The 14,872-nt window shown below is 69.8% G+C and carries 16 protein-coding genes; 11 read left to right on the top strand and 5 right to left on the bottom strand.

The features are described 5' to 3' along the window. The first annotated feature begins 78 nt into the window (after nucleotides 1–78). A complete protein-coding gene (locus AUR65_RS14365; protein ID WP_058567511.1) occupies nucleotides 79–474 on the top strand; it encodes a hypothetical protein in 396 nt (131 codons plus the stop codon). Next, the gene (locus tag AUR65_RS14360) at nucleotides 474–1,100 is read left to right on the top strand and encodes an METTL5 family protein (RefSeq protein ID WP_058567510.1); all 627 of its coding nucleotides are present in this window, start codon (nucleotides 474–476) and stop codon (nucleotides 1,098–1,100) included. Before AUR65_RS14365 ends, AUR65_RS14360 begins: the two co-directional genes overlap by 1 nt. 79 nt (nucleotides 1,101–1,179) lie before the next feature. Here the strand turns inward: AUR65_RS14360 and AUR65_RS14355 are convergent, their stop codons facing one another. The 3 genes from AUR65_RS14355 to AUR65_RS14345 all read right to left on the bottom strand — a co-directional run bounded on the left by AUR65_RS14355 (nucleotide 1,180) and on the right by AUR65_RS14345 (nucleotide 3,514). Then, nucleotides 1,180–2,832 carry a rhomboid family intramembrane serine protease gene (locus AUR65_RS14355; RefSeq protein WP_058567509.1) on the bottom strand — a complete coding sequence of 551 codons (1,653 nt, stop codon included), beginning with the start codon at nucleotides 2,830–2,832 and terminating at the stop codon, nucleotides 1,180–1,182. A 132-nt stretch (nucleotides 2,833–2,964) separates the two neighbouring features. Continuing rightward, nucleotides 2,965–3,243, bottom strand: coding sequence for a UPF0058 family protein (locus tag AUR65_RS14350; protein ID WP_004977032.1), 279 nt, complete (start codon nucleotides 3,241–3,243; stop codon nucleotides 2,965–2,967). 58 nt (nucleotides 3,244–3,301) lie between these two features. Next, entirely contained in the window at nucleotides 3,302–3,514 is a 213-nt protein-coding gene (locus tag AUR65_RS14345; protein ID WP_004043463.1) for a ribbon-helix-helix domain-containing protein, read from the bottom strand. A 182-nt stretch (nucleotides 3,515–3,696) separates the two neighbouring features. On the opposite strand from AUR65_RS14345, the gene AUR65_RS14340 reads away from it, so the two are divergent. The 4 genes from AUR65_RS14340 (at nucleotide 3,697) to AUR65_RS14325 (ending at nucleotide 8,272) form a co-directional block, all read left to right on the top strand. Beyond that, nucleotides 3,697–4,290, top strand: a complete 594-nt coding sequence (locus tag AUR65_RS14340) for a sulfite oxidase-like oxidoreductase (protein WP_008093322.1) — start codon at nucleotides 3,697–3,699, stop codon at nucleotides 4,288–4,290. 244 nt (nucleotides 4,291–4,534) lie between these two features. Beyond that, complete coding sequence (locus AUR65_RS14335; RefSeq protein WP_058567508.1) at nucleotides 4,535–5,866, top strand: isochorismate synthase; 1,332 nt, start codon at nucleotides 4,535–4,537, stop codon at nucleotides 5,864–5,866. Between the two features lie 77 nt (nucleotides 5,867–5,943). Continuing rightward, nucleotides 5,944–7,692, top strand: a complete 1,749-nt coding sequence (gene menD / locus AUR65_RS14330; protein WP_058567507.1) for a 2-succinyl-5-enolpyruvyl-6-hydroxy-3-cyclohexene-1-carboxylic-acid synthase — start codon at nucleotides 5,944–5,946, stop codon at nucleotides 7,690–7,692. Nucleotides 7,693–7,759: 67 nt separating this feature from the next. Then, nucleotides 7,760–8,272, top strand: coding sequence for a hypothetical protein (locus AUR65_RS14325; RefSeq protein ID WP_058567506.1), 513 nt, complete (start codon nucleotides 7,760–7,762; stop codon nucleotides 8,270–8,272). 29 nt (nucleotides 8,273–8,301) lie between these two features. On the opposite strand, the gene AUR65_RS14320 is transcribed toward AUR65_RS14325, so the two are convergent. Both AUR65_RS14320 and AUR65_RS14315 read right to left on the bottom strand, forming a co-directional pair. Next, the gene (locus AUR65_RS14320) at nucleotides 8,302–8,832 is read right to left on the bottom strand and encodes a magnesium transporter (RefSeq protein ID WP_058567505.1); all 531 of its coding nucleotides are present in this window, start codon (nucleotides 8,830–8,832) and stop codon (nucleotides 8,302–8,304) included. Continuing rightward, a complete protein-coding gene (locus tag AUR65_RS14315) occupies nucleotides 8,825–9,268 on the bottom strand; it encodes a hypothetical protein (RefSeq protein WP_058567504.1) in 444 nt (147 codons plus the stop codon). Before AUR65_RS14315 ends, AUR65_RS14320 begins: the two co-directional genes overlap by 8 nt. 122 nt (nucleotides 9,269–9,390) lie before the next feature. Here AUR65_RS14315 and AUR65_RS14310 point away from each other — a divergent pair, with 122 nt between their 5' ends. From AUR65_RS14310 to menC, 5 genes are all read left to right on the top strand, one after another. Further along, nucleotides 9,391–10,308: a 1,4-dihydroxy-2-naphthoyl-CoA synthase gene (locus AUR65_RS14310; protein WP_004063346.1), complete on the top strand. Its 918-nt coding sequence runs from the start codon at nucleotides 9,391–9,393 to the stop codon at nucleotides 10,306–10,308. A gap of 126 nt (nucleotides 10,309–10,434) precedes the next feature. Further along, nucleotides 10,435–11,646 carry an ABC transporter substrate-binding protein gene (locus AUR65_RS14305; RefSeq protein ID WP_058567503.1) on the top strand — a complete coding sequence of 404 codons (1,212 nt, stop codon included), beginning with the start codon at nucleotides 10,435–10,437 and terminating at the stop codon, nucleotides 11,644–11,646. A gap of 1 nt (nucleotide 11,647) precedes the next feature. Beyond that, entirely contained in the window at nucleotides 11,648–12,616 is a 969-nt protein-coding gene (locus tag AUR65_RS20475; protein WP_058567502.1) for an NAD(P)/FAD-dependent oxidoreductase, read from the top strand. Between the two features lie 215 nt (nucleotides 12,617–12,831). Further along, nucleotides 12,832–13,770, top strand: a complete 939-nt coding sequence (locus AUR65_RS14295; protein WP_058567501.1) for a 1,4-dihydroxy-2-naphthoate polyprenyltransferase — start codon at nucleotides 12,832–12,834, stop codon at nucleotides 13,768–13,770. A 2-nt stretch (nucleotides 13,771–13,772) separates the two neighbouring features. After that, on the top strand, nucleotides 13,773–14,825 hold the full coding sequence (menC, locus tag AUR65_RS14290) for an o-succinylbenzoate synthase (protein ID WP_199180610.1): 1,053 nt from the start codon (nucleotides 13,773–13,775) through the stop codon (nucleotides 14,823–14,825). Nucleotides 14,826–14,872 lie beyond the last annotated feature (47 nt).

Here is a 14,872-nt window from a genome sequence, read left to right as displayed (position 1 = left end):
CGCCGGATTCCACCCAAATAAATTACTACCGAGCATTTACAAAGATATATACATAACCAAAGGAAATGTGTGTGCAACATGAGCACGCTCGAATCCTCGTCCGTCGAAGCCGCACTCGCCGCCGGTCGTCCCGCCGACCTGACCCCCGTCGTCCTCGACGCCGCTGGGCTGGAGTCGACCGCTCCGTCGCACCTCCGCGACCTGAAGGCCGGACTCGCCGAGGAGGGCTATCTCCCGGCGGAACTCACCGTCGAAGCCCGCTTCTGCGAGGACGACCCGCTCGCGGTGCAGTCGGAGTCCGACCGCCTCCGCGAGTACGTCCGCGCCGCCGCGTTCCTCGGCGTCGGGCGCGTCGCCGTCGACGTCGCGGAGTGCTGTCGCCCCGACGACGCCGAGTCGGCGCTCGCGGCGCTCGGCGAGCGCGCCCGGCGCGAGGGTGTCGCTTTTGAGCTTCGAGGTTCCATCGACGGCTGATGGCAACTAAGGCCGCGCTGGAGGCGCAGTTGGCGGTGGTCGCCGGCTTCGAGAACCCGAAGGTCTCGCTCGAACAGTACCCGACGCCGCCGGACCTCGCCGCGCACCTCGTCCACCTCGCGGACCTCCGCGGCGACATCGAGGACGCGACGGTCCTCGATTTGGGCTCCGGAACCGGCATGCTCGGACTCGGCGCGGCGCTCCGCTCGCCCGCCCGCGTCGTCGGCGTCGAACTCGACGACGACGCGCTCGAAACCGCGACGGACAACGCCCGCCGGGTCGGCGCGAGCGCACCCATCGACTGGATTCGCGCCGACGCCACTCGCCTGCCGCTCTGTCTCCCCGACGACCGGCAGGTCACGGTGCTCATGAACCCGCCGTTCGGCGCGCAGCGGGGCAACGAACACGCCGACCGCGCCTTCCTCGAATCGGTCGCGTCGGTCGCCGACGTGTCCTACTCGGTCCACAACGAGGGGAGCAAGGAGTTCGTCGAGTCGTTCGTCGCCGACGCCGGCGGCGACCTCACGGACGCGTTCCGGGCGACGTTCGACCTCGACCGCCAGTTCGACTTCCACGACGAGGACCGCCGACAGCTCGACGCCGAAGTGTTCCGCATCGAGTGGTGAGGCGGCGGCGGTCGCATCGCCGGTCCATCACTGCGCGAACCGTCCGTAGACACCGCACGAATCGCCCGCCGACCGCGCCCTAATTGTACGTCTCTTGTCGCGCGATGCGGACCTTCGTCCCCCGCGACTCGGCGAAGACGAACGACTTCTCGCGGACGAACCGAATGCCGTCGAGCGTCGTGCTCGCGTTCTTCGTCGGCATCGGCCCCCTGACGGTCCCGCTGTCCGACGACACTTGGATGTCGTAGCCCGTCGCCGTCGGCACGACGGAGATGTTCCGGCGGGAGACGACCGGTTCGGCCCGGACCGGGCCGGTCTCGTAGGCCAGTCGCGCCTCGCCGTCGGCGACGAGGAGCACCCGGTAGGCGGCTCCCGCGCCCGAGACGACGTAGCCGTCGCGGACCGCAGTCACTTGGTCCCGCCAGCCGAGGCCGCCGAGCCTGACCGTCGACTCGCCGTCGAACGCCAGCCGGCTCGTGGAGACGGCCGTCGTCCAGATGCCGCGCCGCTCGCTTCTGACGATGACCCCGGAGGTGTTGGTCGTCGTCGACTCGCCGAACAGTTCGATGTCGAAGACGGCGGTCAGCCCGTTCGGCACGTCCTTGGCGTAGGTCACGTCGTAGTCCCTGACCGAGACGCTCTCGCCCGGCAGGTCGTCGCCGCTCGCGGTGAACGTGTTGTACAGCATCGCCGGTCCCGACAGGGCCGCGACGACGACGAGGAGGACGGCGAGGCCGGCCTGCCAGCGGCGGGCCGAAAACACCGAGTTCTCGGGCGCGTACTCGCGGAGCGGCTTGTCGGACGCCGCGACCGTCAACGCCACGACGAGCGCGAGCGCGACGACGAGCGCGAAGCCGACGGCGCGAAACAGCACGTAGGTCTCGCCGCCGCGGTACCAGTACACCGCCCACAGCGACTCGCTGACGCCGAACAGGAGGACGCCGGCGAAGCTCCGGAGCGCGGGCGGGCTGGACCCCTCGCGCCGGTGGCTGAGCCACACGCCGAGGAGGACGCCGAACAGGAAGCCGATGGCGTGGCCCTGAATGGCGATTTGCGACCACCACGGCGTCGAGAAGATGGGACGGGCCGACGAGACGACTTCGGGCGAGAGCATCGCGTCGTAAAACAGGCTGACGACGCGCCCGGAGACGAACGCTAACACGGTCGTGAGCGGCCGGAAGACGAGCGCGAAGCCGGCGAACGCGAACACCACGCCGGAGAAGCCGACGACCGGGCCGAGCGCGAAGACGGAAGTCAGAAGCCCCACGCCGAAGACGACCGCCGGGAAGACGACGAGCGACCGGACGTAGGGGTTCTCGCGGGCCGACCCGAACGACGTGGACCCGCGGCGCGTCGGGTAGTGGCCCCACGCGTACTCCGCGACGGGGGCGAGGGTGAGCGTGCCGACGAGGTTGCCGATGAGGTGCCCGGCGCTGGAGTGGGCGAACGCGGCGGTCAGCATCCCGGTCGGGTAGAAGTACGACCACGCCCGGAACGGGATGACGATGGGCCGATACCACGACGACCAGCCGTCCTGAACCACGAGGTAGACGAGGAGGACGCCGCCGGCGCTGACGAGCGTTCCGAGCGGGAGGCCGAACAGGAAGCGCCGCCGGAGCGCCGCCGAGAGCCGACTCGGTCTGTCGACGACAGCGAGCGCGACGGCCGCGGCGAGGAGCGCGAGGAGCGCGGCGAGCCGCTGGAACGGTATCCAGCCCGGTATCTCTAGCATTAGCTACGTGTGTCGTACGAATGGGTGATAAAGAAACCCGCGGAGAACTGCTTGAGAGGTGCTAGCGAACGACACGAACTCGACCGCGAGAGGCGGCTCCGAGTCGGGCGGTCGGTCGCGGCGGGCGGCCGCTCAGATTTTCCCTTCGGCGTCGTCCGCCAGCTCTTCCATGCGCTTGCCGACGCGGCCCGCGCTGGAGAACTCGTCGTCGCTCATCGCGGTCGCGAGGGCGTTTCCGAGCACGAACACGGCGTGTTTGTGTTCGCTCTTCGATTTGTGGACGTGGGAGGGCTCGACCGCAAGCTCGTCGTAGGGGTCGAACAGGCTCGAATCGACGTGGTCGCGGGCCGAGAAGTGGTCCTTGATGATAACCATCTGTTCGTGCAGCTCCAGCAGTTCGTCCTTGTGCATGAGCGTTGGTTAGGCGCGAGGGCGGTTTAAGCGTTATTGGGGGATACTGTCACTCGGCTCAGAAGACGTATTCGTCTTCGTGGCCCATCATCCCGTCGTCTTCGTACGCGCGGTCCTCGTCGGACATCGGACCGCTGGTCTTGTACGCGCGGATACCGGTCGACAGCAGGTCCTCGATGGCTTCGTCGCGGTTGACGAACTCGCCCTGTTCGACGAGTTGGACGATCTGCATCTCCAGGTGTTCCGGCACGGTAATCTCTACTTTGGGCATCTGAACGTCCGTCGCTTTGGAAGGGCCGTATATAACTCTACCGGGGGAATAATCGGGTTTTCCGAAGGTCGCCCGGGCGAACGCGAATCTCCCCTTACGTTCGGTTAGTGCGGCCGTCGGGCCGGTCGCCGGCGGGTGTCCGGAGTCGTTAGTGATAGGTGCGTCGGGCCGAAGCTTCGACCATGGCCAACGACGTGACCCACCTCTACGAGGAGTTCGGCGACGACCGACTCCCGCCGGGGCAACGCGAGACCCAGCGGTTCCCCGTGCTCTCCAAGAGCGGCACGCCCTCGTGGGACCCGGAGACGTGGTCGTTCGAGGCGTGGGGCGCGGTCGAGACCGAACTCGACCTCTCGTTCGACGAGTTCCGCGACCTCCCCTCCGAGACGCAGGTACAGGACTTCCATTGCGTCACCGGCTGGAGCAAGTTCGACTGCGAGTTCGAGGGCGTTACGTTCCCGACGCTCGCCGACGCGGTCGGCGTCGACGACGACGCAGTCCACGTGATGTTCCACGCCATGGACGGCTACACGACGAACCTGCCCCTCGACCAGTGCATGCGCGACGAGGTCATGTTCGTCTGGGGCTACGACGGCGAGGACCTGCCCGCCGACCACGGCGGTCCCCTCCGGGTCGTCACCCCGCACAAGTACGCCTACAAGGGCGCGAAGTGGGTCTCGGGCGTCGAGTTCCTCACCGAACCCGAACGCGGTTACTGGGAGAAACGCGGGTACTCGAACACGGCGAACCCGTGGAACGAAGAGCGGTACAGCTAACCTAAGTTTTTGGTCCAGATTTTTGCGTGGTGAGCGTAGCGAACCACGGAAAAAGGTGGGCGAACCCGTGGAACGAAGAGCGGTACAGCTAGGCTGATTTTCCAGCGTTTTCGGCGGTCGCTTCGCGTCCGAGTCACCAGCGTTGTCGTTCGGTGGACAGATGTGCGCGTTCCGCCAGTTTGCCGACCCGGCGCGCGGGACAGAAGGGAGAGTTTCAAGCGTCCCCGGTCCTGACCCACGGTCGATGGAACCGTTGCGGACAGACGAGGTGAGCACTCACCTCGTCAGCAGGTCGGTTCGACTGTCTGCGCCGCCCGTGTCGGCGTCGCTCGCGACGATGCGCCGCCCGCGGGCGCTGTGGACCGCCCCCGACGAGCCAACAGTCGTCGGCGGCGGCGTCGCCGTGGCCGTCGAGGCAGACGGCCCAGAGCGACTCGCGCGCGTCCGCCGGTCGGCCACGGCGCTGTTCGAGGGCGCGGACGTGGACGGCCCCGACGCCGCCCGCCCGCGATTCTTCGGCGGCCTCGCCTTCCACGAGGAGGCGACCGGCCGCGACCCGTGGGCCGACTTCCCGGCCGCGCGCTTCGTCGTCCCCGAAGTGCAGGTCGCCTTCGACGGCGACGACGCGTGGCTCACGGTCACCGCCGTCGGCGCGGACGCCGACCCCGAGAGCGTCGGCGACCGACTCGACGAGGTCCGCGAGACGCTCGAATCGCTCGATGACGCGCCCCCCGAGGGGCCGCCGGGCGTCTCGGACCGCCACCGGACGACCTCGGTGGAGGCGTGGCACGAGAGCGTCGATGCCGCGGTCTCGCGCATCCGCGCCGGCGACCTCCAGAAGGTCGTCCTCGCGCAGGCGCTCGAAGTCGAACTCGACCGCCCCGCCGCCGCGCCCGACCTGCTCGCCCGCCTCGGCCGGACGTACCCCGACTGCCACCGCTTCCTCGTCGAGCCGAACGGCGGGGCGAGTTTCCTCGGCGCGACGCCCGAGCGGCTCGTCTCGCTCCGCGGCCGCGAGGTTGAGACCGGCGCGCTCGCCGGGACGACCGGCCGCGGCGACACCGACGACGAAGACGAGTGGCTGGCGAACGAACTGCTCGGAAGCGAGAAGGACAACCACGAACACGAACTCGTCGCGGAGACGATTCGGGAACAGCTCGCGCCCCTGTCGGCCGAGATTCGCGTCGGCGACCGCGGGATTCGGAAGCTCGCGACCGTCCAGCACCTCTGGACGCCCATCGACGCGACGCTCGAACGCGACGAGCACGTCCTCTCGCTCGTGGACGCGCTCCACCCGACGCCCGCGGTCGGCGGTCTCCCACCGGCGGCCGCCCTCGACGTGATTCGCGACACCGAGCCGTTCGACCGCGGCTGGTACGCCGCGCCGGTCGGCTGGTTCGACGCCGACGGCGACGGCAGTTTCGCGGTCGCGCTCCGCTCGGCAATCGTCGAGGAGACGCTGGCGACGCTCTTTGCGGGCGTCGGCCTCGTCGCCGACTCGGACCCCGACGCCGAGTGGGACGAGGTGCAACTGAAGTACCGCCCCGTCCTCGACGAACTCGAACGCGACGACTGAGTTCGGGACCGACGACCGGCGTCGGAGCCGACGACAGACCTTGATTCGATTCAATCCGACTTGACGACATAGACGAGATGACAGCACCGAACCGAAACGCCCTCTGGGCACGGACCTTCGCCGACGAACTGGCACGCACCGGCATCGACGCGGTGTGCATCGCACCCGGCAGTCGCTCGACGCCCCTCACGGAGGCGTTCGACCGCCACGACGACATCGAGACGTTCTCGCACCTCGACGAGCGCTCGGCGGCCTACTTCGCGCTCGGCCGCGCCCGTCGCACGGGCGAGGTGACGCCCATCGTCTGCACCTCGGGCACCGCCGCGGCCAACTTCCACCCCGCGGTCATCGAGGCGTCGCAGGCCCGCGTGCCGATGCTCGTCCTCACGGCCGACCGCCCGCCGGAACTCCGCGACAGCGGGGCCAACCAGACCGTCGACCAAGAGAAGCTCTACGGCGACGCCGTCCGCTGGTACAAGGACATGCCCGAACCGGAGGCCACAGACAGGAAACTCCGGAGCCTCCGGACGACCGCCGGCCGCGCCGTCTCCGAGGCGACCGGCGTCGACGCCGGCCCCGTTCACCTCAACTTCCCCTTCAGAAAGCCGCTCGAACCGACGTACGTCGAGGACGACGTGCCCGCCGACCTCGACCCCGAGGCGCTCGACGGCCGGAGCGGAAGCCGCCCCTACGTCAAGACGACCGCGGGCGCGCCGGAACTCTCGGACGACCACCTCCGAAAGCTCGCCGACGACCTCGCGGTCGACCGGGGGCTCATCGTCGCCGGCCCCGCCGACCCGCCGGGATTCAACGCCGAGGCCGTCGCCGCGTTCGCCCACGCGACCGGCTTCCCCGTCGTCGCTGACCCGCTTTCGGGGCTCCGCTTCGGCGGCCACACCCGGACGACGACCGTTCTCGGCGGCTACGACGCCTACCTCGACGAGCGCGTCACCGCCGACTGGCCCGACCCGGAGGTCGTCGTCCGCATCGGCGCGTCGCCGACCTCGAAGGCGCTCCGGAAGTACCTCGCGCGCACCGATGCCAGACAGTTCCTCGTCGACCCGACGGGCCGCTGGCGCGAGGCCGAGTTCGGCGCGACCGACCTCGTGGAGGCCGAGCCGTCGGTGCTCGCGTGGCGGCTCTCGCAACTCATCCGCAACCGCCCGGACGAGTCGTGGAACGCGCTGTGGACCGACGCGGAAGAGGCCTACTGGAGCCTCGTTGACGACGAGACCGACGCGTTCGAGGGCCGACTCGCGGCCGACGTGGCCGACCTCGCGCCCGAGCCGTCGACGCTGTTCGTCTCGAACTCCATGCCCGTCCGCGACCTCGACCGCTTCGCGCGCCCCTCGACGAAGTCCCGGACGGTCCTCGGTAACCGCGGCGCGTCCGGCATCGACGGCGTCGTCTCCTCGGCGCTCGGAGCCGGCTCCGCGGCGACCGACCACCTGACGCTCCTGACCGGCGACCTCGCGTACTACCACGACATGAACGGCCTGCTCGCGCTCGGTCGCCTCGGCGTGGACGCGACCATCGTCCTCGTCAACAACGACGGCGGCGGCATCTTCCACATGCTCCCCATCGAGGAGTACGAACCGCCCTTTACGGACCAGTTCAAGACGCCCCACGGCCTCGACTTCGAAGCCACGGGCGACCTCTACGACCTCTCGTTCGCGTCGGTCGACCCGGACGACTTCCGCGACGCCTACGCCGAGTCGGTCGCCACCGACGGCACCGACGTCATCGAGGTCCGCACCGACGCCGAATCCTCGCACCGCGTGCGCGAGCGCATCGCCGAGCGCGCCGTCGAGCGACTGACCGACTGACCGACTGACCGACTGACCGAACCAGTCGACCGACTGACTTTTCTCCCGCGCTCCGAATCGTGGCGACATGTCCTCCACGGTTTTCCGCCAGTACCGCGGTAGCGTCTACGCCGTCGCCGGGTTCCTCGGCGTCCTCGTGTTCGCCTACGCGGCCGTCGTCACACACGAACCGCTCGCCGGGGTCTTCGCCGGTGGGACCGTCGTCTTCGGCGTGGTACTCCTCTCGGACCTCGCCGAACGCGGCTATCCTCCGGCGCTCGGCCGTCGCGGAACGCTCGCGCTCGTCGCGGTCGTGGTCGCCCTGCCCGTCCTCTGGTTCGTCGTTCAGCGCCCGCTCATGGGTCTCGGCCTCGCGCCGCTCGTCGCCGTGATTGCGTGGGGACTCGCCCGGTTCAAGGCCGTCGGCTACCCCGAGTCGATGGGTCGCCGCCGGTCGCTCGCCACCGCCTTCGTCGGGACCGGACTCGTCGCGTACGGGTCGCTTGCCGGGGCGACCGCCTTTCTCGTCGGCATCGCAGCCGCGGTACTCGTCGGGCTGGCGTCGTGGCTGACGAGTCCGCGCGGCCCGATTCGGGGCTGACTGGCTGACTGACTAACTGGCTGACTCACTCACTTACCCACTGACTCCACGTCGGCGGCTCGCCCCGAGGCGTCCGACTCCGTCCACCGCCCCACGAGCCGGCCGGCAACCCAGTAACAGCCGGCGTCGAGGACGACCGACAGGCCGCCGATGACGCCCCCGACGACGCTCGCGGCCGCGACGCCGATGAGCGCGATGAACGCCAGCGAGAGGAGTGGCGCGCCGTTCAGAATCGCGCCGACGAGGAGCACCCCGAGGAGAAACGCGCCCCCGATGAGTGCGCCCGCCGCGAACCCGCGGAGGACGAGTCGCCACAGTCCCCGTAGGCCGCTCCGCAGGTCTTCCAGCCCGCCGTCCGCCAGCGCCCACCGGGTCGCGGCCGCGGTGAGGAGCCACAGGTAGGCGAAGACGGCGACGCCCGGAATCGTTCCGAAGCCGGCGAGTTCGCCTTCGAGCGCGCCGCTCGCGTGCGCCGCGAGGAGCCCGACGAGGCTCAGGGCGACGAGATTGAACGTCGAGACGACCCACGCCTCGAAGCGGCCGGCGGCGGCATCAGCCATGGGCCAACACCTCCGCGAGCGCGACGAGGACGAGGAGCGCGGCGGCGGTCGCCCCGTAGCTCTTCGCGAGGAGCGAGCGCCCGGCACCCGCCGGGTGGTCTCGCCGGAGCCGGAGCACGACGAGCGTGCGGACGAACGACCCGAGGACGAACGCGGTCACCACGAGGAGCTTCGCGGTCAGGAGCGTCCCCCAGCGCCCGGACGGTCCGGGCGGGCCGAGCGCGCCGAGGTTGCCGACGCCGGTGACGACCATCGCGCCCATCGTCGCCCAGAAGACCCACTCGTAAGTGGCCGCGAGCGGGGTCGGGTCGCTTCCGGCCGTGCCCTCGCTTCGGGCGTCGCTGAACAGCGCCCACGCGAACGCCGCGCCGCCGAAGACGAGCGACATCCCGACGACGTGGACGAACCTGACGAGGAGGCTGGTCGCGGCCGACATACGCGAGAGTCATTTGCGGACTGACAAATAGCCCCGGGCCGGGGGAGCGGTCAGGTGGCGGCCTGTCTTCCGAACCGCGGCCGCAAGCGAATCTTTTTGCGCCGCCCGCGCCGCCTCTCGGTATGGTCTCGGAGATTTTCGACCCCGACCGCTGGGAGCCCGTCCCGGGGTCCGACGAGTTCGACGACATCACCTACCACCGCGCCGTCGACGTGCCGGCGGTCCGTATCGCGTTCGACCGCCCCGAGGTCCGAAACGCCTTCCGCCCGGGAACCGTGGACGAACTCTACGCCGCGCTCGACGACGCCCGAAAGCGCGCGAACGTGGGGTGCGTCCTGCTCACCGGCAACGGCCCCTCCGAGAAGGACGGCGGCTGGGCGTTCTGCTCCGGCGGCGACCAGTCGGTCCGCGGCGGCTCCGGCTACGAGTACCGCGACGACGACGAGGCCGACGCCTCCGACGACCCGCTCGTCCGCGAGGCGAAGGCCGGTCGCCTGCACATCCTCGAAGTCCAGCGGCTCATCCGCTTCATGCCCAAGCCCGTCGTCGCCGTCGTGCCGGGGTGGGCCGTCGGCGGCGGTCACTCCCTGCACGTCGTCTGCGACATGACGCTCGCGTCCGAGGAGCACGCGAAGTTCCTCCAGACCGACCCCGACGTGGCCTCCTTCGACGGCGGCTTCGGCTCCGCGTACCTCGCCAAACAGGTCGGCCAGAAGAAGGCCCGCGAGGTGTTCTTCATGGGGAAGACCTACTCCGCCGAGGAGGCCGTGGACATGGGCATGGCGAACGAGGCGATTCCCCACGAGGACCTCGAAGACGTGGCGCTGGAGTGGGCCGACGAGATGACGAAGAAGTCGCCGACGGCCATGCGCATGCTCAAGTACGCCTTCAACATGACCGACGACGGCATGGTCGGCCAGCAGGTGTTCGCCGGCGAGGCGACCCGGCTCGCCTACATGACCGAGGAGGCACAGGAGGGCCGCGACGCCTTCCTCGAAAAGCGCGAACCGCGCTTCCGCGACTACCCGTGGCACTACTGAGGGCCTGACGGAACCGACGCTATCGGGCCACAGCCGCGCCACCGGGCCGGAACTCGTTGGGTCGCCAAGGTTTAGGTGCGCCGAAAAATAGGAACGCTCTTATACATTTAGGCAAGCCTAAACCCCATGGACGAGAAATCCACCGGGCAGGAGGGACTCACGCGACGCAACTACATTCGGTACGGCGGCACGGCTCTCGGGGCCGGGATGCTCGCCGGCTGTACGTCGGACTCGTCGGGGAGCGACGAGACGACCGCTGCGCCCGAGACGACGACCGAGGAAGCGACCGAAACGGCGACCGCGACCCAGACCACCGAGGCCGACACCTCGTACTCGGTGACGATGGAGCCGATGGGCGAGGTCACGTTCGACTCGGTACCCGAGTCGTGGGCCGCCTACGACGGCGGCTACGCCGACATGGCCGTCGCGCTCGGCGTCGGCGACGGGCTGACGGGGGTCGGCGGCGCGGGCCGGTACTACACCTACGTCTACGACGAACTCCCCGGCGTGAGCGTCGACCGCGAGCAGGTCGAGGCGTATCCCGAGGTCCGGACGAAAGAGGAGTTCTACGAACTCGACAACGACGTCCACCTCTACGACCCGAACATGCTCATCAACTGGTTCGACTGGGACCAAGCCGACGTGGACGAAATCGCGGAGAACGTCGCCCCGTTCGTCGGCAACCTCGTTTTCCGCCGCTCGGACGGCTGGCACGACTACCGCTACTACACGCTCTACGAGGCGTTCGAGAAGGTCGCGCAGGTGTTCCAGCGCGAGGACCGCTACGAGGCGTTCGAGGCGCTCCACGACGAGTTCATCGCGGAGATACAGTCTCGACTGCCGCCGGCGGACGAGCGCCCGAACGTCTTTCTCACTTACGAGGGGACGACCGAACCCGAGACGTTCTCGCCGTACCGCCTCAACGACAAGGGCACGAGCAAAAAGCAGTGGAACGACCTCGGCGTCACCGACGCGCTCTCGGGGACCGACATCGAGAACCTCAGCACGACCAACCGCGGCGAACTCGACTACGAGAACCTCCTCGAAATCGACCCCGACGTGATTCTCGTCCGCGGCCACGAGCGCAAGACCCCCGAGGAGTTCCGCGACACCGTCCTCGCGTACATGGAAGACCACCCCGTCGGCGGCGAGCTGGCGGCCGTCCAGAACGGCCGGGTCTACCGCGGCGGCTACCTGTTCCAGGGGCCGATTCACAACCTGTTCCTGACCGAGCGCGCCGCGAAACAGATGTACCCCGACGAGTTCGGCGACGTGACGGGCGACGCCGAACTGTTCGACCGCCAGCGCGTCGCGGACATCGTCAACGGGGAGTTCTGAGATGGCAGACGCCGGGCACTCCGAGGAGGCGAACACGACGACGGAGACGGCGACAGGCCCGGAGGCCGCGGCGTTCGACTACGACGTGGCCATCGTCGGCGGCGGGCCGACGGGCTGCTCGGCGGGCCTCTTCACCGGCCGGTACGGCCTCGACACCGTGGTCTTCGACCGCGGCCGGTCGTCGCTCCAGCGCTGTGCCTATCTGGAGAACTACCTCGGCTTCCCCGGCGGCATCGACATCGAGACGTTCTACGGACTCATCCACGACCACGTCGAGGAGGCCGGCTGTGACCTCGTTTCGGACCTCGTCGAGGCGGTCGAACCCGCCGGCGACGACGCGGCTGCGACCGCGAACGCCGCCGGCCCCGGCTTCGCGGTCACGACACAGAGCGGCGAGACCGTCACCGCGAGGCGGGTCGTCGCGGCCGCCCGCTACGGCGGCGACTTCCTCGAACCGCTCGGCGACGACGAGATGTTCGTCACCTACGAGTACGACGGCGAGACGCGGACGAAGTTCGACCGCGACTACGCCGACATCGAGGGGCGCACGCCAATCGACGGGCTGTACGTCGCCGCGCCGGTGAGCGAGGTCAACGTGCAAGCCATCATGTCGGCCGGACAGGGCGCGCGAGTCGGGCGGTCGGTCATCACCGACCACCGTCTCGAACGGGGCTATCCCGAGGACCTCGCGCGCCACTGGGACTGGATACGCCCCGAAGCGGAACTCGCCGACGAGGCGGCCGCCCGCGACGACTGGCGCGAGCGATTCGACAGCCGCGTCCCCGACGACTGCGACCGTTCCGAGGAGCGACTCCGCGAACTCCGCGAGGCCGACGTTGAGCGCCAGCGCGAGATGTACGTCTCCGACGAGACGGTCGAAACTCGGGCCGAGCGAGGCCGCGAGCGACTCGCCGCCCGCCTCGGCTTCGACGCCGGTTCGGACTCCGATTCCGATTCCGACGCCGAATAGCGAGGCCCCGCCCCGGTCGGTCGGCGACGGCGATGACCACGTCGTCGCCGACGCCGGGGAGCGCCGCGCCGAACCGCACCGGACCGCACCGGACCGCACCGGACCGCGCCGAACCGCGCCGCGCGCCGGGCCACCGTGTTCTCCCACCCACCGCCTCGGCGTCGCGCGCTTTCGGATAGGAACTTACTCACTTCTCCGGCACTCGTATGCAGACAATGAGCACGCAGGACATCTCTCGCAGGCGGGCGTGGGTGATGGCGTCGCGGCCGCAGACGCTCCCGGCGGCCGCCGCGCCGGTCGTCGTCGGCACCGCGGTCGCCGTCCACGCCGACCTGTTCGCCCCGCTCCCCGCGCTCGCGGCGCTCGTGGGCGCGCTCCTCATCCAGGTCGGGACCAACTTCGCCAACGACTACTACGACGCGGTGCAGGGCGCGGACACCGAGGCGCGCGAGGGCTTCACCCGCGTCACCGCGGGCGGACTCATCCCCCCGGCCGAGGTCAAGCGGGCGATGTACCTCACCTTCGCCGCCGCCATCGTCCTCGGCACGTATCTCGTCTACGTCGGCGGCGTGCCCATCCTCGTCATCGGCCTGCTCTCTGTCGCCTCGGGCATCGCCTACACCGGCGGCCCGTATCCCCTCGGTTACCACGGCCTCGGCGACCTGTTCGTCTTCGTCTTCTTCGGCCTCGTCGCCGTCGTCGGCACGTTCTACGTGCAGGCCGCGAGCGTCCTCGCCGCCCCGCTCACCGTCGGGATTCCGGAGGGGACCGTCACGGTCGTCGCCGTCCTCGCCAGCCTCCCCATCGCGGCCATCTCCACGAACATCCTCGTCGTGAACAACGTCCGCGACAAGGAGGAAGACGCGACCACGGGCAAGCGAACGCTCGCGGTCCGGTTCGGTTACGGCTTCGCCCGCGCCGAGTACGTCGCCATGCTCGCGCTCGCCTACGCCGTCCCCGTCTATCTGTGGACCCGCGCGGGCTTCGACTGGTTCGTCCTTCTCCCCATGTTCTCGATGCCAGTCGCGGCCCGCATCGCGCGGACCGTCGTGACCGAGACGAAAGGCGAGAAGCTCAACCCCGCGCTCGAAGACACGGGCAAACTCCTCGCGCTCTACGCCGTCCTCTTCTCGGTCGGCCTCGTCCTCGCGTGACGATGCGACTCCGCGAGTTCGCCGTCGACCTCCGAACGCCGCTTTCGACCGCCGCGGGCGATATCGAACGCCGCGAGGGATTCCTCGTCGCGGTCGAGGTCGCGGGCGAAACCGGCGTCGGCGAGGCGACCCCGCTTCCGGGCTGGACCGAGTCGCTCGCCGACTGCCGCGACGTGCTCGCCGGCCTCGCCGAAGACGACGCCACCGGTGATTCCGACCTCGAGTCCGCGCTCGAAGACGGGACGCTCGCGGACGCGCCCGCCGCGAGACACGCCGTCTCGCTCGCGGTCGCCGACGCCCGCGCTCGCGCCGCCGACCGACCGCTCGCCGCGGCCCTAGCCACCGACCCGCACACCTCGCTTCCGGTGAATGCGACCCTCGGCGACGACGACCCAGAGGTGACCGTCGAAGCCGCCGAGACCGCCGTCGAATCGGGGTACGACTGTCTCAAACTGAAGGTCGGCGCGCGGGACCCGACCGAGGACGTGGCGCGCCTGCGGGCGGTCCGCGAGGCGGTCGGCCCCGGTGTGTCGCTCCGGGCCGACGCGAACGCCGCGTGGGACCGCTGGACCGCCGACCGATTCCTGCACTCCGTCGAGGAACTGGGACTCGACCTCGACTACCTCGAACAGCCGCTTCCGGCCGACGAACTCGACGGCCACGCCGTGCTCCGACGGCTCCACGACACGCCCATCGCGCTCGACGAGTCGCTGGCGGCGGTCCCGCCGGGGCGGGCGCTCGCCTCGAACGCGGCGGACGTGCTCGTCTGCAAGCCGATGGCGCTCGGCGGCCCGGACCGCGTCCGCGACCTCGCGACTCGCGCCCGCGACGCCGGCGTGGCGGTCGTCGTCACGACCACCATCGACGCCGTCGTCGCCCGACTCGGCGCGCTCCACGTCGCGGCGTCGCTCCCCGGCGACCGGGCGCACGGACTGGCGACCGCCTCGCTTCTCGACGCCGACCTCGCGGCCGACCCGGCACCCGTACGCGAGGGACGGATGCGCGTCCCCGAAAGTCCGGGCCTCGGCATCGACGTGGACGCGGTGTTTCCCTGACCCGGTCGGCGGCGCGTCAACTCACCACGGTCCAAACGTTTTTCACG

The organism is Haloferax marisrubri (assembly GCF_001469875.2).
Taxonomy (GTDB): Archaea; Halobacteriota; Halobacteria; order Halobacteriales; family Haloferacaceae; genus Haloferax; species Haloferax marisrubri.
Note: the sequence above shows the minus strand (reverse complement) of the source record. Positions and strands in the feature narration are given on the sequence as shown.

Bases quoted from the DNA above. Each gene is read 5' to 3' on its own strand.
- AUR65_RS14365 (WP_058567511.1), top strand. From the start codon at position 79: ATGAGCACGCTCGAATCCTCGTCCGTCGAAGCCGCACTCGCCGCCGGT.
- AUR65_RS14360 (WP_058567510.1), top strand. From the start codon at position 474: ATGGCAACTAAGGCCGCGCTGGAGGCGCAGTTGGCGGTGGTCGCCGGC.
- AUR65_RS14355 (WP_058567509.1), bottom strand. From the start codon at position 2,832: ATGCTAGAGATACCGGGCTGGATACCGTTCCAGCGGCTCGCCGCGCTC.
- AUR65_RS14350 (WP_004977032.1), bottom strand. From the start codon at position 3,243: ATGCACAAGGACGAACTGCTGGAGCTGCACGAACAGATGGTTATCATC.
- AUR65_RS14345 (WP_004043463.1), bottom strand. From the start codon at position 3,514: ATGCCCAAAGTAGAGATTACCGTGCCGGAACACCTGGAGATGCAGATC.
- AUR65_RS14340 (WP_008093322.1), top strand. From the start codon at position 3,697: ATGGCCAACGACGTGACCCACCTCTACGAGGAGTTCGGCGACGACCGA.
- AUR65_RS14335 (WP_058567508.1), top strand. From the start codon at position 4,535: ATGGAACCGTTGCGGACAGACGAGGTGAGCACTCACCTCGTCAGCAGG.
- menD (WP_058567507.1), top strand. From the start codon at position 5,944: ATGACAGCACCGAACCGAAACGCCCTCTGGGCACGGACCTTCGCCGAC.
- AUR65_RS14325 (WP_058567506.1), top strand. From the start codon at position 7,760: ATGTCCTCCACGGTTTTCCGCCAGTACCGCGGTAGCGTCTACGCCGTC.
- AUR65_RS14320 (WP_058567505.1), bottom strand. From the start codon at position 8,832: ATGGCTGATGCCGCCGCCGGCCGCTTCGAGGCGTGGGTCGTCTCGACG.
- AUR65_RS14315 (WP_058567504.1), bottom strand. From the start codon at position 9,268: ATGTCGGCCGCGACCAGCCTCCTCGTCAGGTTCGTCCACGTCGTCGGG.
- AUR65_RS14310 (WP_004063346.1), top strand. From the start codon at position 9,391: ATGGTCTCGGAGATTTTCGACCCCGACCGCTGGGAGCCCGTCCCGGGG.
- AUR65_RS14305 (WP_058567503.1), top strand. From the start codon at position 10,435: ATGGACGAGAAATCCACCGGGCAGGAGGGACTCACGCGACGCAACTAC.
- AUR65_RS20475 (WP_058567502.1), top strand. From the start codon at position 11,648: ATGGCAGACGCCGGGCACTCCGAGGAGGCGAACACGACGACGGAGACG.
- AUR65_RS14295 (WP_058567501.1), top strand. From the start codon at position 12,832: ATGAGCACGCAGGACATCTCTCGCAGGCGGGCGTGGGTGATGGCGTCG.
- menC (WP_199180610.1), top strand. From the start codon at position 13,773: ATGCGACTCCGCGAGTTCGCCGTCGACCTCCGAACGCCGCTTTCGACC.